The organism is Pseudomaricurvus alkylphenolicus, from assembly GCF_011683955.1.
GTDB classification, from domain to species: Bacteria; Pseudomonadota; Gammaproteobacteria; order Pseudomonadales; family Cellvibrionaceae; genus Pseudomaricurvus; species Pseudomaricurvus alkylphenolicus.
In genome coordinates this window covers 24,593-46,128 of the sequence record NZ_JAAQPI010000031.1, presented here as the reverse complement: position 1 = coordinate 46,128, position 21,536 = coordinate 24,593, and the positions used below count along the sequence as shown (strand labels likewise).

The following is a 21,536-nucleotide window of genomic DNA, read 5'->3' as shown; positions in this document are numbered from 1 at the left end:
GAACTTGGCGTCTACTTGGGCGTCTGAATGTGCAGGAATATGGATGGATTGCCCCACGTGATACTGACCTCTCATTACAATTTACCGCTGTTTGCCCTGCTGTTGGTTGCCTGGGTGAGTCCGTCTTTGGCCACACCGCCCTTGAACATATTGGACCCCGGCAATGAAGGGCTGTCGGCATTTGAGGAAGAGAGTTTTGTGGGTCATACCGATTATCAGATTGTGGAGCACGACGGCACGACGACATTAAGAGCGGCAGCCAATAACAGTGCTTCGGCCCTGTACAGGAAGATTGCGGTAGATCTCAATCGTACCCCCCTGTTGACCTGGGAATGGAAGGTGGAGCGCCTGTTACCGGCCAACAATCCTCAAGAAAAGGCCGGCGACGATTTTCCGGCGCGAGTATATGTGGTTGTCCAGGATGGTTTCCTACCCTGGCAGGTCAAGGTCTTGAGCTACGTTTGGGCCAATTCAGAGCCCCCTGCCCCCTACTGGCCCAACCCTTTTACAGAAAGAGCCGTGATGATTCCCCTGCAGGCCGGCACTGAACATCTGGGGCAGTGGCGTCGCGAGCAAGTCAACATTGCCGAGGATTACCAGAGGATCTTCGGTGAACCCATTAAGGAAATTGTTGGTGTTGCGATTATGTCCGATGCCGACAACGGTGGCGGGCAAACCCTGGCCTACTTTGGACGGATTCGCTTTGAAGTTCCGTCGGCAAGGCAAAAATGATCATAAAACAATCAAATCAATGATTCCCTGGCTTCGCGCAATTGTTGCTGCAACCGCTGTGACAGGCTTTGTACTTGCGTCCAGGCCTCCTGCAACGCCTTCAGGTCAGACTCGCGGCAGGCTGCCTCCAGTTCAGCCATCACCTGATGCAGAGCTTCACTGCCCAAATTGCCAACAACCCCTTTAATGGTATGGCTGATACTGGCAACTTCGAGCAGATTCCCCTGTTCGATATGTTGCTGGAGCTGTTTCAGGCGGTCGGGCATATCCTGCAAAAACAGATCGATTAGATGGACCACTCTTTCCGGTTTGTTACGTACCCGTTTGAGCAAAGCGGCCTGGTCCCAGAGACTGTCGGTTGCCGCTGTCGATTGGGAAGTCGTTGTCTCCGGGGGTGCTTGTTTCGCCAAGTTCGTATGGGCTTGCGGCAACCAGTGTCTCAACACCGATGCGATCACTTCCGGCTCCAGCGGCTTGGCGATATAGTCGTTCATGCCCGCATCCAGACAGGCTTGGCGGTCGCCTTTCATGGCGTTGGCGGTCATCGCGACAATCGGTATCGCGGTATCTCTTACCCCATCGCGACCGTCCCGAATCCTGGCGGTGGCCTCGTAGCCGTCCATTTCAGGCATCTGGCAATCCATTAACACTAATTGATAGGGGGGGTCCGCATCAGCCAGGGCCTGTAACGCCACCGCCCCGTTGTCCGCCACATCGGCACAATAACCGAGTTCCTCCAGAGTATTCAGCGCGACCTCCTGATTGATGCGGTTATCCTCCACCAACAGGATACGTACATCACAATGCCCTCCGACTTCGGTAGTCAGCTGCGGCACCGAAGGCTCCGAACGACGCAAGCTGCGCATCAATTTGGCGGGAGTCGCTGGCAGGCTAAGTCGGCAGCAATGGTCGGGGATGGCTGCCCCATTCTGGTTCACGGTTTCAATCAGCAGCCAAAGCGCTTTTTCACTCGGTTTCTCCAATGCCGCCAGCAGTGCCGGCTGCTGATCAGGACCATCGGCATTGAACAGCGCCGGGTAAGATTGCCGCAGCGTCTGGCTCAACACCAACAGAGGTTTGGGGTCAGTCTCTAATGCCTGCTGCAGCAAAGACCACTGGGGCGATTTTGTATCGCGGACATCCAGGAACTGCAGCGGAGCAAGACCGAGCAAACGCAGCTGAGTCTCCAAAATTAACATTTGAACTTCACCCTGATGAATCAGCCAGGTCTCCCCCAACTTCAATTCCTTAACCAGATTGGGCCAGGCCGGCAGGGCTTGAGCCATCGGCAGTGAAACCTTGAACCAGAAACAGCTGCCCTGCCCCGGTACACTGTTGACACCGATTTCCCCACCCATCAGATCCACCAATTGTTTGGCAATGGACAGCCCGAGTCCGGTTCCTCCGTATTGACGGGTTGTGGAAGCATCCACCTGAGAAAACGCGTCAAAAAGATGTGCCTGTTTTGCCTCCGCAATACCGATACCGGTATCAGTGACCGCAAACAGGAAGCTCACCTCCTTCTCAGATTCAGCAGAAAGTATTTGCGCTTCCAGAGTCACTTCGCCCTGTGGTGTGAATTTGCATGCATTGCTACAGAAATTGGTCAGAATTTGGCGCAAACGCCCCGGATCGCCCATCAGTTTGTGATGCAATTCCAGGGGCAATTTCAGTTGCAGTGACAACCCCTTTTGGCGAGCCATAAACTCAACGCTGTCGGCCAGATTTTCCAACAGGTCAAATAGGTCAAACTCAATGACCTCCAACTCCAACTTGCCCGCTTCGATTTTGGAAAAGTCCAGAATATCGTTGATCAGTACCAATAAAGAATCGGCACTGGAACGAGCCATGTTGGCAAAGTGTGCCTGACGCTGACTGAGCGGTTCACGGGTAAGCAAGCGCAACATGCCGAGCACACCGTTCATGGGTGTGCGGATTTCGTGACTCATATTGGCCAGGAACTCTGACTTGGCGCGAGTGGCTTCTTCGGCGCGGTCCCGGGCATCTTCCAGAGCCCAGGTCTGAAACTCCAGATCACTGGCGTATTTGTGCAGTTGTTCTTCGGTGTTTTTGATTTCGGTAACGTCTTCCGCTGACAGGAAAAATCCCCGCACATTGAACTGTTCATCAGCGTCCGGCAGGAGGTTTACCTGTGCAAAACGCAGACTGTCCGGTGCCTGAGGTAGCGGCAGTTCCATCGTAAAACTGACATTATCGCCACCGAGCACGCGATCCATCTGTGTATCAAAAAGATCGAAGTGATCGGTATCAAAGCAGCTTTGCACGAGCTCACCCTGCAATGCCTGTGGTGACCGTCCAAACCAGCTCTCACCGGTGTTATTGATAAACTGGAAACGCTTGTCCCGATCAATATAAGCCAGCAGAAACGGTACCTGGTTGGCAATAGCATCAATATACTTGCGGGTATTGGCAAGTTCGACCTCCCGCTCCTTGCTGTCGCGACTGAGTTGATTGTAGCTGCTGGCCAAGGTTCCAAGTTCATCGCCCGATTCCACCGGAAGGGGAATAAATTCATCGACGCGCTTCTGCTTTTCAATAGTTTTAATCATGGCGGTGACGGGCTTAAGAACGCCACGGCGCTGAAGGGCGCTGACCGCCACCAGCAGTAACAACATACCCACCGCCACCGTCACCATCACCACCTGCAGGCGTTGGCTTTCTGCATAGACGCCATCACTGATATCGTAATTGAGTAAAATCGTGTGAGGTCGCAGGCGGTTAAAGGTTTCGTCGATCAGATTAATTCGCATCAGGTAATAGAGATTATTGCCAACGAACAGAGCCCGGCTCTCTTGCTCCGGTGCATTCAAATAATTCTCCAATAACTGCCATTCGCTTTCGGTAAAACCTTGTGACAAAGGCATGCCAACATGTTGTACCTTGTTATCCAGCCAAAGCTCACGGTTGTGGTCTTTGATGACAGACAAGCGGCGCACATTTTTGGCACTCGCCAGAGAGGTGACCGCCCGCGCCAGTGACGCCTGGGTATTGTCCATCTCGGTCATAATGATCAGACTGTCGGTGATATAACCGGCGCGGATCAGCATTTGCTGCTGTAAGGTCTCGCGGCTGGAATCCTGCATCACCATTAACAGGGCCAACAAGATCAGTCCGCTGATCAAGGTGGCTGGCGCTGTGAGTTTGAGCGCCAACGAACCATCGAACCGGGAACGCTGAGACATAGTTTCAGAGCTCTCCCCGATACATTAACGGGTGCTGCTTCTCACAATCCACCCCTTCCAGCGAACCCAGCTGCACCAGTGTGTCACACACGGATTTTGCCGAGGCCTCAATGATCTGGGGGTTGCTGAACAATTCACGTTGTTTATTGATATCGAGCAGTGCCAGTGTGGAGAGTACCTCGCGAAAATCCTCCACCGAGATGCCCTCCCGACGCGCCATAATCTCATGAGCCTCGTCGGGATGATGCGCGCTGTAATCCAGGGCCATCTGCCAGGCCTGATGAATACTGGCCACCAGATGCGGGTGTTGTTCCAACACGCTGCTGGCGATGGCAACGGTGTCAATAATTTCAAAGGGGATCTCTGCGCTGCTGAAAATGGTGTGATAGCGGGAGTCCTTGAGCACATTGACGGAAAAGGGCGAATAAGAAACAAACGCATCGATACGCCCCTGGTCCAGCAGCTCCTGCCCTGCGCTCTGCTCGGTATTGAGTACGGTCACATCACTGAGACTCAGACCGGCTTTGCTCAGCGCCCTCTGTAACATCACAATCCCCAGCGAGGAGACTTCACAGCCCACGGTTTTGCCTTTCAGCTGAGCGACATTTTCAATCTCACGGGATGCCAGAATCACATCGCCGCCATTGGAATAATCGGCCACCAGCACCACCTGCAAGGGCTGGCCACCCAGGTGTTCGGCCTGCACTGCCTCAATCAGGGTACTGCTGAGACCATCCACCCTGCCATTGACATAGGCGCGCTGGGCGTCCCCCAGAGACATCAACTGCACCATCTCCACATTGGCCCCGGAAGCGGCGAAAAAGCCCTTCTGTTGGGCCAGGTACAGGAATTCGTAGCCGGGCCAGGGGTTAATAGCAATGGTCACGGGCTTTTCGGGCGGTTCACTGCACCCCCCAAGCAATAGCACCACCAATATCAACCTTACTGTATATATGGCTATCCCGTGCCGAAAAGGCTGGCCTGTGTTCATCAATAGCATTCCTTGTTATCCCCTCCCAGTATGGTAGTTGAGTGCTCAAATGAAAAGTCCACCCTGTCTATCAGCGTTCGAATCGGCTAGTATCCAAAATCAAGGCCCATCCCAGGGGCAGCCAACAGGGACTGTTGTTTTTATGATCATTCTTCCCACCGAAAAACGCTTGGACTGGCAGCGCGCGCCCGTGGTGTTGTGCCTGCTGGTTGCCATCAATATTTTTGCGTTTCTGTTCTACCAATCTGGAGATGATCCTGAATTTGAACAAGCCCTGCATCTCTATCAGCAACAGGACCTGCTGGAGCTGGAGTGGCCAATATTTCAACAATATCTGACCCAAAGGGAAGAAACCCAAACTCTCGAAGAACTCCAGGAGCTGTATCAAGATGCTCCCGAGATAGTCAGCATCCATGTGCTTCTGCGGGTGGATTTCTACCGCTATCTGCACCAAAACTACCCGGATCACATGTCCTATGAGCGCTACGACGACTGGGCACCGCTGCGCAAACTCATCAACCAGCACATAGAATCCGTCAGCTATGTGGCGTTAGGACTCAATCCCCAGAACTTTAACCCCGTCACCCTGCTCACCCACCAGTTCCTGCACGGTGACATCATGCACCTGCTGGGAAATCTGTTTTTCCTGGTGATCTGTGGCTTTGCGGTGGAGGCCGCCATCGGCCACCGCTGGTTTCTGCTGTTCTACCTTCTGTCCGGAGTGGCCGGCGGCTTGCTGCACTGGCTCTTCAACCCCATGGAAAGCGCCTCCCTGATTGGTGCCTCTGGCGCCATTTCCGGAGTGATGGCCATGTACCTGGGTGTCTTCCGGCTGAAAAAAATCGAATTCTTTTATTGGTTCTTTATCTTTGTAGGGTACATCCGCGCCCCCGCCCTGGTGATTCTGCCCTTTTATATCGGCAAGGAACTCTACAGCTTTTACACCGATACCGGCTCCAACGTCGCATTTATGGCGCACACCGGCGGTTTTTTGATGGGAGCAGCCCTGATTGCCCTGACCTTGTGGTTGCAACCACAGCTGTTCGATCAGGAATATATCGAAGAAGATCAGGACCAAGACCCCTACCGCGAAGCCCTGGCGGCCATATACACCGCTATCGGGCGCTTCCAGTTTCCCTCGGCACTGAAACAACTGAACCGGGCCATCGATCAATATGACCTTAATTTTGAACTCGCGGCTCTGCGCAGCCAATTGGCTGAAGCCAGTGGTCATCCCGAGCACAAAGACTACCTGCTGCGATGGTTGACGATGCCGGCGGAGGGCAACACCCAGATCCAGCGCCTGGAAACGCTCTGGAAGAAACACCCGCAGCTGCATGACCACTTGAACGACGAACAACGACTGCAGTTGGGGCTGAGCTTCGTGCAGCTTGAAAACCCCGTCAGTGCCGAGACCCTGTTTAAACAATTGACCAATGCCACGCCCCCTCCGGCCAAAACCGGGTTACTGGCCAAAAAGCTGGCGCAGTCTTTTGCGCAGAACAGCAACCGGGAAAAACAGCAATACTATGCCCGCCAGGCGCGGGACATGATGCAGGGATAATCAAAGTGCGAACCAAGGACATGGACTATTGCAAATACCACCCGCTCACACCTGCGGCTTTTCACTGCCAACACTGTGACATCGATTTCTGTGGACATTGCATCAACGAAGACCCCTACCGGGACACTCAACGCTGCTTTCACTGCCAACAAGACCTTGACCCCCTGGGAGCACGCAATAGTGCCCCCCCCTTCTGGCGTCGTCTGCAGGAAACCTTTCACTACCCCTTGCAAGCACAACCGCTGATATTTATTGCCCTGATTTCATTTTTATCGGCGCTGCTCAGTTTTACCCCCTTTGCCATGCTTGGGGTACTGGTGTTATCCGGCATTATGATGAAGTATTGCTTCAGCTGCCTCGAAAGCACCGCGCGCGGTCAGCTAAACCCGCCGGATATCACTACAGCTTACGAAGGTGGCGTCGCCCTGATGCTCAGTCTGATACTGATTTTGGTGCTCATGGGCGGCGCCGTTGTTGCCGTTGGCCTCTATTTGGGGCCCACTGCTGCCGGTCTGTTGGCAACCCTGATGGTTATCAGCCTGCCAGCGGTGATGATCAATTTTGCCATGTCAGAAAATCTGCTGTTCGCGCTCAATCCGCTCAACTCGATCAAACTGATCCACACTATTGGTCTGCCCTATGGCCTGTTGCTGGGTTTTATTCTCATCATGATCAGTTCCGTTGGTGCCATTGGTGGTCTCTTTGGTTCACAGATTTCGGTGCTGAGTCTGGGACTGCAATCCGTCGTCAGTAACTATTACACGGTAGTGGCTTTTCACATGATGGGTTACATGTTATTTCAGTATCAGTTTGAGCTGGGTTTTGTTGCCCAGACCGACGAAGACTCCGAAGCACGCTCAGATCGGGACCGTCTGCTGGCTCATATTGACGTTTGTGTGAAAGAGGGGCAGTTCGGCAAGGCGTTGAAGTTGTTTTCCGAGGGCGTTCACAAATACGCCAATGATCGTGAACTGTTTGAGATGTGTTTTAATTTTATGTGTGCCACAAAAAACCGTGAGCACATTGGCAATTTTACCAGCAGTTATCTGCAACTGTTGCAGGATCAGGGGCGGCCTGAATTAGTGCGTGGGGTGTTTAAGCGCGCCCGTGATGTGAATACAGAGTATCAGCCCACAGATATTAAACTGCGGGTGCACTTGGCCCGGGATTGTCATGACAGTGGTGATTTTATGACAGCCATCAAATTGATCAACGGTCTGCACAAGCAGCACCCCGAGCACCCGCTGTTGCTGGAGGCTTATCATCTGATGGCGGAAGCCATGGAGCAGGTACCAAAGATGGCGGCTCAGTTACCGGCGTGTCATAAGCTGATTGCACAGTTGAAAAAGCAGACTGCGGCGGCTCCAGTTCAGAAGTCTCCTCAGAAAACCAGGCCTAAACCGACCGTTGACTCAGCGCCCAAACCGACCTTGGAGTTGGAGCCTGTTGAGCCGGCTGATGGTAATAATAACGATTTACCGCCGATTGAGTTTCGTTGACATTTGTTCCAGGCATTGGGGGTATGTGCCATTTCCGGAAATAGCGCACACATCTATTTTCGGTTATGGCACTCTGCTGACTTTTAAATCTCAAAAAAAGCCGGCAATGTTGCACATTGCCGGCCCAACTGACGGGTGGTTCCAAAAGCCCGTCTATCCTACATTGAGGAATCGTTTACCCGAGGTTAATAGCGGTATTCGGCCTCCAAACCCCAAACACGACCTTTTTGCATCGGACCCGCGGTATAGGCGCCGCCAATGGACGTCAGGTTGCCCCAACGGGCCTCGTCATTCAGGTTTTTACCGTACAATGACAGTTTCCAGCGATCATCCGGAGTGGTGTAATTCACGCTGGCACTGGATTCGTGTTGTTGATCGAAGTAATGGGTATTGGCGTCGTTGTAGGCTGCACGATCGCGGAAGCTGTAGTTGGCCCGGAAGGTCAAGAATCCGGCGTCCCCCATATCCACATCGTAGGTGGCGCCAAGACTGGCAGTCCAGGGAGACAGACGCGGCAGGTCGGTGCCCACGTAGATATCAAAGGCTGGATCCACCTCGGTATAACGACCCTGGGTATAACCGATTGAGCCGTTGATAGAGAAGTTATCCGCCAACAGGGCGACAAAGTCCACTTCCACACCCTGAATCGTGACATCACCAGCATTGATGGTCGCCTGCAGAACAACCACATCGGCATCACCCTGGTTCAACTCGCGCTGCATATCGTCTACCTCATTGTAGAAGTAAGCAGCATTGAGACGGAAACGACCATCCATCCAGTCGGACTTGAGGCCGATTTCAAAACTGCCCTGAGCCTCTTCCTTGGTGGGGCCAGCGGGAATCAGATCGGGTTTGGCGTTACGGAAATTCACCCCGCCGCTGCGGAATCCACGGGTATAGAACGCATACAGTTGGGCGCTTTCGGTAAAGTGCCAATTGAAGCCGAGTTTCGGCGTCCAGTTATTCCAGGTATCTTCGAGATCGTCGAATTCGCAGTTAAACGTCAGCAGATCGGAACACCGACTGCTGCCATCGAGCCCCCCCTTGATCACCTGGGCCTCTTTCTCTTCGCGGGTAAATCGAACACCGGCGGTCAGGGTAAGCGTCTCGGTCAGGTGATAATCATTGTTGACAAATGCGCCCCAGGTTTTGTGGTCCATGTCTCCTCCCAAAGCAATCCGCAAGGCACCGCCGGCCACATAACGCGATTCACGGTAGTAGACGTCCTGCTCGAAGTAATACAGTCCGGTGGTCAGATCCCACTTGCCTTCCATAAAGGTACCGGAGTAACGCAGCTCGTTACTGATCTGATCCTGTTCAGTCCAGGCGGGCACGGTAAAGATAGGAGCGGACGTGCCGTCCACGTCGGCAACTGAAAAGGCATCCACCTGACGCCAACCCAGGATATTGGTAATCACGCCATCTCCAAATCCTACATTCCAATTGGCTTCGAAAGTGACCTGGTCCCAGGTCATATCGGTTTCACCCTGTTCGTTCATGGTGGTGGTGAAATCGTCTTGGGTGCCGCTCTGCTGAGCACTGGCGTTGGTCCAGGCAGCACCATCACCAGTGGTCTCGCCGGTTTCGGCAATCAGCGTCAGGTCCAGATCTTCCGTAGCTTGCCAGACAAATGTCGGACGTAAAAATTTGGTTTTCAGCTCACCGATATCACCGTCCCCGGCTGGATTGTGATAGTAAACACCGGGAGTCGCCTCTCCACCCTCACGATCAAAATAACCCTGATCGTCGTTGTAATAGGCCACCACCTTGGCAAACAATTTGTCTTCCACCAGGGTGCCTTCTACCGAGCCGGCAAAGTTAAACAGATTCTTGTCAGTTACCTGGGCACGGGCGCGGTAACCAAATTCACCGTCTGGTCGCGCCGAGCGCAGTACCACCGCACCACCGGTAACGTTGCGGCCGAACAGCAGCCCCTGAGGACCTCGAAGCAATTCAACGGATTCCAGATCGAACATATCGATCACCGCACCGTGGGTAATACCCAGATAAACTCCATCGATAAAGGTACCTACAGTGGGGTCAACACTGGGAATGGAGCTATTAATACCCTGCCCCCGGATGGTGAAATTCTGAACACCAGGGAAGGTGCCGACCTCTTCAAGCTGAACATTGGGGGCGGCATAGCTCATATCGGTCAGATTCTTGACGAACATATTGTCAAGCTGCTCACCGCCGTAGGCGGTAATCGCAAGGGGTACGTCCTGTACGGATTCAGCGGCGCTTTTCTTACGGGCCATTACCTGAATTTCTTCGATCAGGGTTGCGGCAGCGCCGGCGGCAAAGGTGGGAAGGGATATAGTGGAAGCCACTGTCAGGGCGACAGCGGAGCTCAATAGGGTGCGTGACACGGATGACTTAGACATTCCGACGGCTCTCTTGGTTATTGTATTAGAGTTATTGTGTGGTGCCTTGTGAAGGCACTCGACATGGAGACGCAGTCGGATTTAAGAGGGGGACAAAAAAAAGAAAAATAGTTGGCAGGTGCTAAACGGCCCGATTGACGGGCCTTCAAAGGTGTCTGTTGTTAAGGCAGGGATCTAGAAACCGAGATCGTCCGGATCGCCAAAGGGGGTTTCGTCACGGCTGGCAATGGCCGACTGACAGGCATCCACCTTAGGAGAATAGCGCCGATAACTACTGAACAATTGTTTTTTGATACCAAGTTTTTGAGACAGTGGCATAAAGTCTGAAATGGTGAGCAGTCGGTTGCTTGCTCCCTTCATTTCCTGGTCCATAATCTGCGCACAGGGGTGAAGGCCAAACTCCCCCACAATCCTCAACTCATGCTCTTTGTCGTACATAAACACCTCTTTGGTGTCCTCGAAGTAAAGCGCATCCGCAGTGCCATCGGAATCCACGTCCAGTGCACACATATCGTAGATCAGGTAGCGGTCGCAATAGAGATCATGAACGGCAGGCAGCGTATACAGCTGAGCATTGGGACCCGCGCCAGCGGAAATATTGATACAGCCGCCAAGCAACAACATGATCAGCAGGATCGGGGAATACAACCAGCGTGTGTTCAAAACACTCATGGGGAGTTCTCTCATCAAAGGCGCCGGCAGTACTTTAAGGCATGTTCGTTAAAGTTTTATGTCCCCCGGAAGTGCCATTCAGCTTGAAATGCGCTGAGCGATTGCCTCTGCAATCGCCAGGGTACGCTCGGCTTCTTCAACGTGCAGAACTTCCACCAACTTGCCGTCCAGCACGGCGACGCCCTTGCCTTCGGCTTGGGCCAGCTGCCAGACCTCAAGAATACGCCTGGCGCGATCCACCTCCTCCGGTGCCGGGCCGAATATCCGGTTGGCGGCCTCCAGCTGATTGGGGTGAATCAAGGTCTTGCCGTCAAAGCCCAGATTGCGCCCCTGTTGGCATATGGCCTCAAAGCCCTGCGGGTCCTTCAAATCGAGATAGACTCCGTCGAGAATCTCGGCGTTGTTCAATCGCGCAGCCAGCACACACTCGCTCAATGCGTAAATAAACCCGATGCGATCCGGTGTATGGGGAATACGCATTTCCTTGGCCAGGTCTGAGGTTCCCATGATCATAACGGTCATTCGCGGATGAGAGGCCGCAATTTGCTTAGCATTTGCCACACCCAATGGCGTCTCGATCATGGGCCAGATTTTCAAATCCAGTGAGCTATGTGCTTCGATTAACTCGGCCACGGCTTGCACCTGAGCGGCAGTCTCCACCTTGGGCATGCAGATCGCATCCAAGGTTACCCCGGCCTTTAACACCGCCAAAAGATCATCCCGCCCCCACTCGCTTTCGAGACTGTTGATTCGTACCACTAACTCCCGATTGCCATACCCAGCCTGCTCCAGAGTGTCGATCACCTGCTCCCGGGCCTCGACTTTTTTATCTGGAGAGACCGCATCCTCCAGATCAAAAATAACGGCATCGGCATCCAATCTGCGGGCCTTATCCATGGCGCGAGCATTGGCGCCAGGCATATAAAGTGCCGAACGACGCGGGCGGAGGGGAGTTGAAGAGCTGCTATTCGACATTGTGAATTCCTGAATCTTTACTGCGTTGGGCGGGCAATTTTACAAAATGATGGATTGGAAGTCAGCGTTGGAAACTCATCCTACCGTTCGAGAATTTCATCCAATAACCAACGGTGTCCTTTATCACCGCTGACAATGGGATGCCAAAGGAGGTCAATGCTGAAGGATCCGGGATCAAACCCCAGGGGAATGGATCGCAAAGGCAACTGCCGACAGAAGTATTCGGCATAGCTCTTGGCTACAACCATTACGTGTCGGCTTTCCCCGACCAGTAGCGCACCTGCGGTGTAGGTACTGAGCGTAGCCACAATCTGGCGTCGACAATTCTGCTCTTCCAGCCAATGGTCCACCATTCCGCGACGACCACTGTTACTCACCCAAACATGGGTCTGCTCGAGGAACCGCTGCAAAGAAACCGGTTCCCGCTGTAGCGGATGATCCTCTGCCACCAGACACACCAAATGATCCCGTTTCCAGGTATGACGTTGAAACCGCGACGGAACGTCGAAAAAGCGACCGATCGCCAGATCAATATCGCCTTTTTCCAACCCACCCAACACCGACTGCCGCTGCAAGTGCCGAATCGTAACACCTACACCGGGAGCATCTGACTGCCAGCCGGGTAACAAGCGAGACACCAGCTCAACGCCAATAAAATCGGGCGCAGCGATCACAAACTGCCGTTGGCTGTGGCGACTGTCGAAGGGTTGAGTGGGCAGCAGAGCACTTTCCAAATCCCGCAAAGCATGCTTGATGGGAGCAACCAGAGTCAGGGCTTTGGGAGTCGGCTCCATGCCCTGTCCGCTGCGAACCAAAATAGGGTCATCCAGCTGCTCACGCAACCGCCTCAGCGCGTTACTGACCGCCGGCTGGGTCAGAGACAGTCGTTCAGCGGTGCGGGAAACACTTCGGGTTTCCAGCAAGGTATCAAAAGTAATCAAGAGATTGAGATCAAAGGATTGCAGTGACACTGATTATCACTCAAGGTTATGGGTATGCAACTAGTATACACAATATTAATGAATGGTATTTAACAAGACTCCAGACACCGCTGAAGACCAGCTCCGCGCTATCGCGGCTTCAGTAGCGTCAATTGGGCAGCGCCGGTTAATGGCTTAGTGGTGTAAGGGGGTCAATATTAATATATAAATCTGGCGAATATTTGTATTGAAACTATAAATTATGAATATGTCCTATATACAGGCAAAATCAATGCAATTCCCATAGGATCGAGATAATGCAGCCTTTTACGTTCACCACCACTCGCTCCCTGGTCAGTCGGCCGGGCGCCCTGAAAGAGCTACCTGACTACTGCCGCCAGCTGGGTATGGAACGGCCATTAATCGTTACAGACAGAGGGATTGTTTCTGCCGGCTTGCTCGACCAACTCGAGGATGTGCTGGGGCAATTGCCCAGTGACAGCTACTGCGATGTCGTGGCGGATCCACCGGAGTCCGTAGTACTTGAGGCCCTTGCTAAGGCCCAATCCATGCAGGCTGATGGCATTATCGGCTTTGGTGGTGGCAGCTCTATGGACACAGCCAAACTGATTGCCCTGCTGGCCTGTTCCGGGGAGTCTCTGGATCAGGTTTATGGGGTTGAACAAGCCAAGGGCCCGCGACTGCCCCTGGTGTTGATTCCCACTACCGCTGGTACGGGCTCAGAGGTGACAGCGGTGGCCATCGTCACCACCGGCGAAACCACCAAGACCGGCGTGGTGTCCCCTATTCTTCTTCCCGATCTAGCCATTTTGGATGCCGAGCTGACAGTCGGGCTGCCTGGTCATATCACCGCCGCAACGGGTATTGACGCTATGGTACATGCCATTGAAGCCTACACCAGCGCGCACAAGAAGAACCCATATTCTGATATGCTGGCGAGAGAAGCTTTGAAGCTGATGGCCGGGAGTTTACTCACTGCGGTTGAAAATGGTGAAGATCTCGAGGCCCGACAGCAAATGCTGTTGGGCGCCTGTCTCGCCGGCCAGGCTTTCGCCAATGCGCCCGTCGCCGCGGTACACGCTTTGGCCTACCCTCTCGGCGGCCATTACCATATACCACACGGCCTCAGTAATTCACTGGTTCTGCCTGAAGTATTACGCTTCAACGCCAGTGCCGCTGCCGATCTCTATGCAGAGCTCTACGATGTCCTGGTGCCATCTAACGATTACGCGACTGCCGATCAGAAAACCCAAGCCATGATTCAGTGGCTGAAACAGCTGATCGACTCGGTTGGTCTGCCGACCCGTCTGCGCGATGCGGGGGTCAAGGAAAAGAGTCTGGAAATCCTGGCTGCCGACGCCATGTTGCAGCAAAGATTGCTGGTCAATAATCCCCGCGAGGTCAGTGAAGCGGATGCCCTGGCGATTTATCGTGCCGTCTTTTAACTATTCAACCAGAGAGTGACCCCATGCCGACAACCCGAAGTGACTACGGCTACTTTTTACCCATTACCACCCGTTGGATGGATAACGACATCTACGGTCATGTGAATAACGTCACCTATTACTCTTACTTCGATACCGTGGCCAATACCTATTTGATCGAAGAAGGTAAACTGGATATCCATAACGGGGATACCATCGGTTTTGTGGTGAACTCCCAGTGCACCTACCATGCTGCGGTGACCTATCCGGACAAAATACAGGGGGCCCTGCGCGTCAATCGCCTGGGCAACAGCTCAGTTGAATACGGCATTGGCATTTTCCGTGAGGGGGAAACCCAGGCCGCTGCGGAGGGTACCTTTACTCACGTGTTTGTAGATCGGGATAACCAGCGCCCGACGCCCATCCCCGAATTACTGCGTGCGGCGTTGGAAAAACTCAGCCATTAATTCGTCGCTGAAGCCCCTCATAATCCCTCTTTTCTACCCCGACAAGGGTATGCGATAACCTAATCGAAGTACCCTTGTTGTAAATCAAATCTCAATATGCAAAACCAGACTATCCTTATGGCTTTCAACTTGGGGGATGGTGTTGAGTGTTCGGCACGCTGAAAAAACTATTGGGCTCCATGACTGGCAGTATCCGGGATCTGGCACCCATTGTTGCGGTTATTCTGTTCTTCCAATTGGTGGTGTTGCAGCAACCCCTGCCGAATGTCGGGCAACTGATTGGCGGGGTTGTGTTTGTCATCATGGGGCTGACATTTTTTATTCACGGCCTGGAGCAGGGTCTGTTTCCGATTGGCGAGTCCATGGCCCACGCCTTTGCCCGTAAAGGCAGCGTATTTTGGCTATTGGTATTTGCGTTTGCGCTCGGCTTCGGTACCACCATCGCCGAACCGGCGTTAATTGCCGTTGCATCGGAGGCCGCCAGCATTGCAGCCGATGGTCAAATCATCGCCGCCACCGGGGAAGCAAAAGAGGACTACGCCTTTGGTCTGAGAATGACTGTGGCGGTATCTGTCGGAGTCGCCATTGTCATAGGCGTGATCCGCATTATCAAAGGCTGGCCTATCCAGTGGATTATTATTGGCGGTTATGTGTTAGTGGTGATTATGACGGCGTTTGCTCCGCGTGAGATTATTGGTATCGCCTATGACTCCGGCGGAGTGACCACTTCTACCATCACGGTGCCACTGGTGACCGCGCTGGGGGTCGGTCTGGCTTCGTCCATCAAAGGACGCAATCCGATGATCGATGGCTTCGGGTTGATCGCCTTCGCGTCGCTGACGCCAATTATCTTTGTTATGGCTTATGGGATGACCATTTGATGGAAGTCTTAAATCAGATCCTGTCTGTCAGTCTGGGCACCATCAAGGACGTGCTACCGATCGCTGTCATTATTTTTGGATTTCAGTTCGCGGTGATTCGCAAGGTACCCGCCAACTTGCCGACAATTCTCGCGGGGTTTGTCTGGGTGTTATTGGGTTTATCCTTGTTTCTTCTGGGACTGGAATGGTGCCTGTTTCCTCTCGGTCGGTTGATGGCAGAGCAATTGACAGACCCGGTATTTATTCATGGTACCGAGGTCGTCTCGCAACTTGCCGCAGATCTGGACTGGCGCGATTATTTCTGGGTTTATATGTTCGCCTTCCTGATTGGATTCAGCACTACCATCGCCGAGCCTTCGCTGATTGCGGTTGCCATCAAAGCCAACGAGGTTTCCGGTGGTGCCATCGGTGTATGGGGATTGCGTATTGCTGTTGCTCTGGGTGTGGCCGTGGGTATTTCCCTGGGTTGTTACCGCATCGTTGCCGGCGATCCGATTCACTGGTACATCATTGTCGGCTATATTCTGGTGGTGCTGCAAACGGCCTTTGCGCCCAAATTGATTATTCCCCTGGCATACGACTCCGGCGGTGTAACCACTTCCACGGTAACCGTACCACTGGTGGCAGCACTGGGACTCGGTCTGTCCGAAACCGTGCCGGGTCGCAACCCCCTGATCGATGGCTTCGGGTTGATCGCCTTTGCCAGCCTGTTCCCAATTATTTCGGTCATGGCCTACGCTCAACTCTCAGAGTTGCTTGCCAGATCCGCCCGAAAAACCGTACGACTAGGTGACTGACTATGCACTTTAAAATGATTGTTGTGTTTGTCGAAGATGAAAAAACCGATGTAATACTAGACGCAGCTCGAACCGCGGGAGCCACTGGCGCAACGGTGGTCAATAATGCCCGCGGTGAAGGTATGAACAAATCCAAAACCTTCTTTGGCCTGTCGCTGGACACTCAGCGAGATATGATTGTTTTTCTGGTGGAAGAACATCTCAGTCGCTCCATATTGGAGGAAATTAACCGCGTCGGCCAGTTCGACGAAAAACCCGGTACAGGCATTGCTTTTCAACTCGATGTGGAAGACGCTGTCGGCGTTGTTCAACAGGTCGAAAAAATCACCGGTAACGTCAAGGAGCTATTGTAATGAACAAGCAAGTGATTAAAGCCCGTGATGTCATGCACGAAAAACACTTGGAACTCGATGGATTGGCAACAGTATCCGAGGCGTTAGCACTGATGAAAGCCGACAAAGCTGATGTTGTCATCGTTAAAAAACGGGATGAACACGACGCCTATGGTATTGTCCTGCTATCCGATATCGCCAAAAAAGTGTTGGCCAAAAACCGATCCGCAGAGCGAGTTAATATCTACGAAATCATGTCCAAACCGGTGATCACACTGGAGCCGGATCTGGATGTTCGCTATTGCGCGCGACTGTTCGAGCGCTTTGGCTTGTCCAACGCGCCGGTGGTTGAGAACGGTCAGGTTCGAGGAATCGTCAGCTACAACGAGTTGGTGTTTCAAGGGCTGTGCGAGCTGGCGGATTCCTGACTGACAAATGCGTCAGTCATAATATGGCTGCGTTTGGCACCGTTAAAAAAGCAAGTCTTGGAAACCGCTTCTATCATAGAAGCGGACCCACATAGGTAGATAAGTGTCTGGCGCAGTTCTCTGTGCCGGTCGCGAATCAGTGAAGCCAGGTCATCCTGCTGTTTGCCCTCTTCAAGCAGCGCCTCGCCACTGGTAACAACCGGGTGATAGCGAAACTGCGGGTATGTTGCGCGGAGTTTTCTCAGCTCTTCAACCAAATACAGTTCGTCAGATTTAGCGGCAGCCGCATAGAGATCGATGCGGCCACTGTGATTGTTCTGCAGTGCATCCTGCAGAATTCCGAACAGTGGCGCCAATCCGGTGCCATTTCCCACCAATAACAACGGTGCGTCACTGTAATCGGTATCGTAATAAAAGTGTCCTTCCGGTGTCCCAACCTCCAAAAAGTCACCCTGCTTCACCTGATCGAAAACCCATCTGCTGACTTCTCCGAATGCATGGCGCTTTATGTGCAGTTTAATGAGTCCATCCCGGGCAGGATCACTGGCAATTGAATAGGGCCTGCCCAGATTTTTGTGACGCCAGAGAATAATATTCTGGCCCGCCCGCCAGCGACATCTCACTTCGAGGCTAAGTTCTACTACATTGTTATTCAGCAGGCGTTTTCCTGTTACCCGCGCCTGTTGACGACCATTGGTGTCTGGACGATGTATTCGCAGATCCCCTTCGGGATAACAGCAACAGGCCAAAAATGCTCCCTGCTGCCTTTGCAAGGGCGTCAGACTTTCCCGGGCATGTTCTGGAACCGGATCCGGGCTGATCAACACACAGGTGTGACAAAGACCCCGATGGCAACTGTGGGGTACCTGCGTGCCGCTGCGCAACAACGTCTGCAAGACAGACTCACCCGGCTGCACGGGCAAGCACTGATCTTCAAACCGCAGCTTGGCCATAAAGGTTTCTCAAGCTCCCGCAACAGCAGACGAGTACTCGTTGCGTACCGGTAATCCCGAATGGAATCGAAACAACGGATCCGGAGATAAAATGGCATCCTGTTCCAAAGCGAGAAAGAATTCGACTCTGGTATCAATCGATTCCTGGGCGTACTTATCTGCCAAGTGCAAATAATCCTGAAAATGTCGGGCTTCCGATTTCAGGAGCGACAGATAAAACTTGTTCAGTTCCTCATCCAGGTGCGGCGCCAATGCTTCAAAACGCTCACAAGAGCGAGCTTCGATAATGGCCCCTACGATCAGCGTATCCACAAAGTTCTGGCGCTGCTCCTTGCGAATATGGCGAGCCATACTGGAAGCGTAACTGCTGGCCCTGATCGCCCGGTATTCGATACCACGCTTTTTCAGGATCTTCAGTACCTGTTCAAAATGCACCAGCTCCTCTCTGGCCAGTCGGCTCATTTTGTTAAGCAGGTCAATTTTGGTGGGATTCTTGGACATCAGAGTCATGGCGGACTGCGCCGCTTTCATCTCGTTGGCGGCATGATCGAGCAGTACCGTTTCGAGGTTTTCCAGAGCCGCCTGCACCCAGGCATCGGGCGTGCGACACTTGAGGAAGGACAGTATTGGTGAAATATCAACCATGTGTTCAGAGTCCGATCTGTGTTACGAAAAGACCGGCATTATACCCGGACCCCGCCTAAACCTGGTAGTGCTCAACGATCTCCGTCAATTGGTCGGATAGCTGCCCCAGATCCCGGCTCATCTGCACCAGACTGATTACTTGTTGGCTGGTTGTCTGCGAGGACTGATTGATGTCGTTGGCGCCCTGGCTGATCTCCCCCGCCACTGACGTTTGCTGTTCAGCGGCCGTCGCCACCTGCAAATTCATACTGGCGATGCGGTCAATAATTTGTGTTTCCTGTTCAATGGCCGACTGAATATTGGCGATTTTTTCCAGATTATCCTGCAGGCTCTCTCCACCGGAAGCCATTGAGCTGACGGCCTGCTGACTGGATTGCTGCAGATTACTGATCATTTCATCAATCTCGGTGGTTGCCTCAGCCGTTTTGCTGGCCAGGTTGCGCACCTCATCGGCCACCACGGCGAAACCGCGCCCGGCTTCACCCGCCCGTGCTGCTTCAATAGCCGCATTGAGGGCCAGCAGATTGGTCTGTTCTGCAATCCCCCGGATTACATCAAGTACCACTCCGATATCCTGTGACCCCTTGTCGACACTGCCTACCACCTGTGCGGCTTTCTGGATATCTTGCGCCAGCTTTTGGAAGCCGGCAACGGAACCGTCAATCAAATTGTGGGTTTTAACGCTCAACTCAGTGGCTGTTCGGGTTTGCTCGGCTGTTTCAGCGGCATTGCGGGCGACCTCTTGAACAGTGGCTTCCATCTGTGTCGATGCACTGGCCTGAAGATCGCAACGCCCCCCTTGCTCTTCAATGGCCGACATCACCTCACTCATGGCGTTATTGAGCGAACCGGCAGAGCGCCGAAGCTCTTGAGCCGCGCCCTGCACCGTATCGAAGTTGCCGCGTAGCTGTGCCACCAGGGCATTGACGGACGCCGCCAGCGCCTGTACTTCTTCGTCGCCCTTGGGTTCAATCTCAATACGCAGATTGTTGTCCTGCTGAATTTCCTGGACTTTGCGACTGAGGTAAACAATGGGGTTGGCGACCACACGGGCATTGTAGAGCCCGAGTCCAACCGCAGCTGCGATGACAACCAATGTAAAAACCAACACCGTTGTGATAATTTCCCGGCGCAGGGTTTCAACCGCTGCAAAGGCCTCTGATTCATCCTGCTCGCTTAGAATTGCCCATTCCACACCGGGAATATTGAGCGGACCATAAGCGGATAAAACAGAAACATCGCGATAATCCTGCTGAATAACAAAGCCGGTTTTACCCTCTATTGCGCTGCTAGCTGCGACGGTATTAATTTCCAGTATTCCGATGGCAGATCCACCCCGCTTAAAATATTCCACTGTGCTGTTGCCAACGCCTGCGCGGTTCAAAGCCTCCACAAAGCCAGCGGAATCTTGAAGCTGGAAACGGCTCGCGCTTCTGAGTTTCCTGTCTTTTCCCAGTAAATAGGTTTCGCCGCTATCGCCAAGCCCTGCACTGTTCCAATCGCCTCCATAGGTCATGATGGTATTGATCGTATCCAGGGGCATTTGGTATACCAACACACCGACCAGTTCACCGTCATCTATAATGGGTGAACTGACAAAGGCCGCTGCACTTTCGTAGGAAGGAAGGTAGGGTCGAAAATCAACGATCGCGGTTTCGCCTTCCGAAAGCGCTTTACCCTGTCGAAAGGCCTCTGCCAAGCCAGAGTTGCGATAAGGACCATTGAGCAAAGAGGTGGCAAAGTCCAGCTCCTTGTATGTGGAATAAACAATCAGGCCGTTGTCCGGCTCCACGATAAAAATATCGTAGAGGTGGAATGCCTGCAGTAAATCCCGAATCGCCGGATGATAAAGTTTGTGATAGAGATCGTAGTCGCGGGTATCACCGCCACTGAGCAAACTGTCCTTGGCACCAAGCTGGTGGGGATTGCGCGCAATATAAGTAGCCTGAAGCGCTTTGGATTGCGGCGACAGACCGCCGAGCAACTCGGAAATATTCGCGCTGTGCCCGGTTTTCTGTTGATAAAGTTGATTGAACTGATCCCGGTAAAATCGTTCGAGGTCCTGATCGACCGAAGTGGCGGTAACCGTCGACGAGGCCGCATTTAAATCTGTGCCTGCAACGTCGGTATCAGCTGTAGTCTGGGTTTCAACATTGGTTTCTACATCTGATTGTGTAGCGACGACAGCCCCTGAATCGGACAACGTCTGCGGGCTTTCTATCGCATAAGCCGCAAAACTTTCCGTAAATTCACGCGCGGCTTCAGCCATCCAGTAACTTCGCGCCTGGCTGACCAACAGCTGTCGAATCTCGGCGATGTAGCGTTCGATTTCACTCTGTTTGACTTGCCGTTGTGACTGCAGGTTATCAGCGGCCTTACGGTTAAGGGCATCCCGGCCGGAAGAGTAAGCGATTCCGCCAATCACCAGACTGGCGATAATCACCGGAATCACACCCATTAAAACAGAGACTGCGGTCAGACGGGTTTTGACTCTCATTGTACACACCTTAGGTTGAGCGAATTCTCAGAACGATCTTTGTCGTTTGAAAGGCCTGATCGAAGGCTCTTCCCTAAACCCCATGCACCACAATTGTGCAAAAGTCATTGACTTAAGGTGTTTGTGGTTACGCGTCAAACCCATATGTCCA

At 53.0% G+C, this 21,536-nt stretch carries 18 protein-coding genes; 9 read left to right on the top strand and 9 right to left on the bottom strand.

Features of this window, described 5'->3' with window-relative positions; translation table 11 throughout:
* The first annotated feature begins 39 nt into the window (after positions 1-39).
* Positions 40-732 (top strand): DUF3047 domain-containing protein, encoded by a 693-nt coding sequence (locus HBA55_RS35605; RefSeq protein WP_167000667.1) that lies wholly within the window; start codon positions 40-42, stop codon positions 730-732.
* 11 nt (positions 733-743) lie between these two features.
* On the opposite strand, the gene HBA55_RS35600 is transcribed toward HBA55_RS35605, so the two are convergent.
* Entirely contained in the window at positions 744-3,935 is a 3,192-nt protein-coding gene (locus HBA55_RS35600) for a hybrid sensor histidine kinase/response regulator (RefSeq protein ID WP_167000665.1), read from the bottom strand.
* 4 nt (positions 3,936-3,939) lie between these two features.
* Positions 3,940-4,926, bottom strand: a complete 987-nt coding sequence (locus HBA55_RS35595) for an ABC transporter substrate-binding protein (protein WP_167000663.1) — start codon at positions 4,924-4,926, stop codon at positions 3,940-3,942.
* A 142-nt stretch (positions 4,927-5,068) separates the two neighbouring features.
* Here HBA55_RS35595 and HBA55_RS35590 point away from each other — a divergent pair, with 142 nt between their 5' ends.
* Together HBA55_RS35590 and HBA55_RS35585 are read left to right on the top strand one after the other, a co-directional pair.
* Positions 5,069-6,490 carry a rhomboid family intramembrane serine protease gene (locus HBA55_RS35590; protein ID WP_167000661.1) on the top strand — a complete coding sequence of 474 codons (1,422 nt, stop codon included), beginning with the start codon at positions 5,069-5,071 and terminating at the stop codon, positions 6,488-6,490.
* 5 nt (positions 6,491-6,495) lie between these two features.
* A complete protein-coding gene (locus HBA55_RS35585) occupies positions 6,496-7,989 on the top strand; it encodes a hypothetical protein (protein ID WP_167000659.1) in 1,494 nt (497 codons plus the stop codon).
* A 185-nt stretch (positions 7,990-8,174) separates the two neighbouring features.
* Here HBA55_RS35585 and HBA55_RS35580 read toward each other — a convergent pair whose 3' ends face one another.
* The 4 genes from HBA55_RS35580 to HBA55_RS35565 form a co-directional block, all read right to left on the bottom strand.
* Positions 8,175-10,373 carry a TonB-dependent receptor gene (locus HBA55_RS35580; RefSeq protein ID WP_167000657.1) on the bottom strand — a complete coding sequence of 733 codons (2,199 nt, stop codon included), beginning with the start codon at positions 10,371-10,373 and terminating at the stop codon, positions 8,175-8,177.
* 174 nt (positions 10,374-10,547) lie between these two features.
* Entirely contained in the window at positions 10,548-11,045 is a 498-nt protein-coding gene (locus tag HBA55_RS35575; RefSeq protein ID WP_167000655.1) for a hypothetical protein, read from the bottom strand.
* A gap of 78 nt (positions 11,046-11,123) precedes the next feature.
* Positions 11,124-12,020, bottom strand: a complete 897-nt coding sequence (locus HBA55_RS35570) for an HpcH/HpaI aldolase/citrate lyase family protein (RefSeq protein WP_240946457.1) — start codon at positions 12,018-12,020, stop codon at positions 11,124-11,126.
* Positions 12,021-12,100: 80 nt separating this feature from the next.
* The gene (locus HBA55_RS35565; RefSeq protein ID WP_167000653.1) at positions 12,101-12,991 is read right to left on the bottom strand and encodes a LysR substrate-binding domain-containing protein; all 891 of its coding nucleotides are present in this window, start codon (positions 12,989-12,991) and stop codon (positions 12,101-12,103) included.
* A gap of 266 nt (positions 12,992-13,257) precedes the next feature.
* Between HBA55_RS35565 and HBA55_RS35560 the strand changes: the two genes are divergently transcribed.
* The 6 genes from HBA55_RS35560 to HBA55_RS35535 all read left to right on the top strand — a co-directional run bounded on the left by HBA55_RS35560 (position 13,258) and on the right by HBA55_RS35535 (position 17,290).
* Positions 13,258-14,406 (top strand): iron-containing alcohol dehydrogenase, encoded by a 1,149-nt coding sequence (locus HBA55_RS35560; RefSeq protein ID WP_167000651.1) that lies wholly within the window; start codon positions 13,258-13,260, stop codon positions 14,404-14,406.
* Positions 14,407-14,429: 23 nt separating this feature from the next.
* Entirely contained in the window at positions 14,430-14,852 is a 423-nt protein-coding gene (locus HBA55_RS35555) for an acyl-CoA thioesterase (RefSeq protein WP_167000649.1), read from the top strand.
* A 146-nt stretch (positions 14,853-14,998) separates the two neighbouring features.
* Positions 14,999-15,733, top strand: coding sequence for a DUF1538 family protein (locus HBA55_RS35550; RefSeq protein WP_338109505.1), 735 nt, complete (start codon positions 14,999-15,001; stop codon positions 15,731-15,733).
* Positions 15,733-16,530 (top strand): DUF1538 domain-containing protein, encoded by a 798-nt coding sequence (locus tag HBA55_RS35545; protein WP_167000647.1) that lies wholly within the window; start codon positions 15,733-15,735, stop codon positions 16,528-16,530. Before HBA55_RS35550 ends, HBA55_RS35545 begins: the two co-directional genes overlap by 1 nt.
* A 2-nt stretch (positions 16,531-16,532) precedes the next feature.
* Positions 16,533-16,883 carry a P-II family nitrogen regulator gene (locus tag HBA55_RS35540; protein WP_167000645.1) on the top strand — a complete coding sequence of 117 codons (351 nt, stop codon included), beginning with the start codon at positions 16,533-16,535 and terminating at the stop codon, positions 16,881-16,883.
* Positions 16,883-17,290, top strand: a complete 408-nt coding sequence (locus HBA55_RS35535) for a CBS domain-containing protein (protein WP_167000643.1) — start codon at positions 16,883-16,885, stop codon at positions 17,288-17,290. Before HBA55_RS35540 ends, HBA55_RS35535 begins: the two co-directional genes overlap by 1 nt.
* Here the strand turns inward: HBA55_RS35535 and HBA55_RS35530 are convergent.
* Genes HBA55_RS35530 through HBA55_RS35520 form a run of 3 tightly spaced genes read right to left on the bottom strand, consistent with a single transcriptional unit; the run spans position 17,260 to position 21,385 of the window.
* Positions 17,260-18,243 (bottom strand): 2Fe-2S iron-sulfur cluster-binding protein, encoded by a 984-nt coding sequence (locus tag HBA55_RS35530; protein WP_167000632.1) that lies wholly within the window; start codon positions 18,241-18,243, stop codon positions 17,260-17,262. The two genes, HBA55_RS35535 and HBA55_RS35530, sit on opposite strands and share 31 nt — an antisense overlap.
* Positions 18,244-18,252: 9 nt before the next feature.
* Positions 18,253-18,888: a MiaE family protein gene (locus HBA55_RS35525; protein WP_167000630.1), complete on the bottom strand. Its 636-nt coding sequence runs from the start codon at positions 18,886-18,888 to the stop codon at positions 18,253-18,255.
* Between the two features lie 55 nt (positions 18,889-18,943).
* Positions 18,944-21,385, bottom strand: coding sequence for a methyl-accepting chemotaxis protein (locus tag HBA55_RS35520; protein ID WP_167000628.1), 2,442 nt, complete (start codon positions 21,383-21,385; stop codon positions 18,944-18,946).
* Between the last annotated feature and the right edge of the window lie 151 nt (positions 21,386-21,536).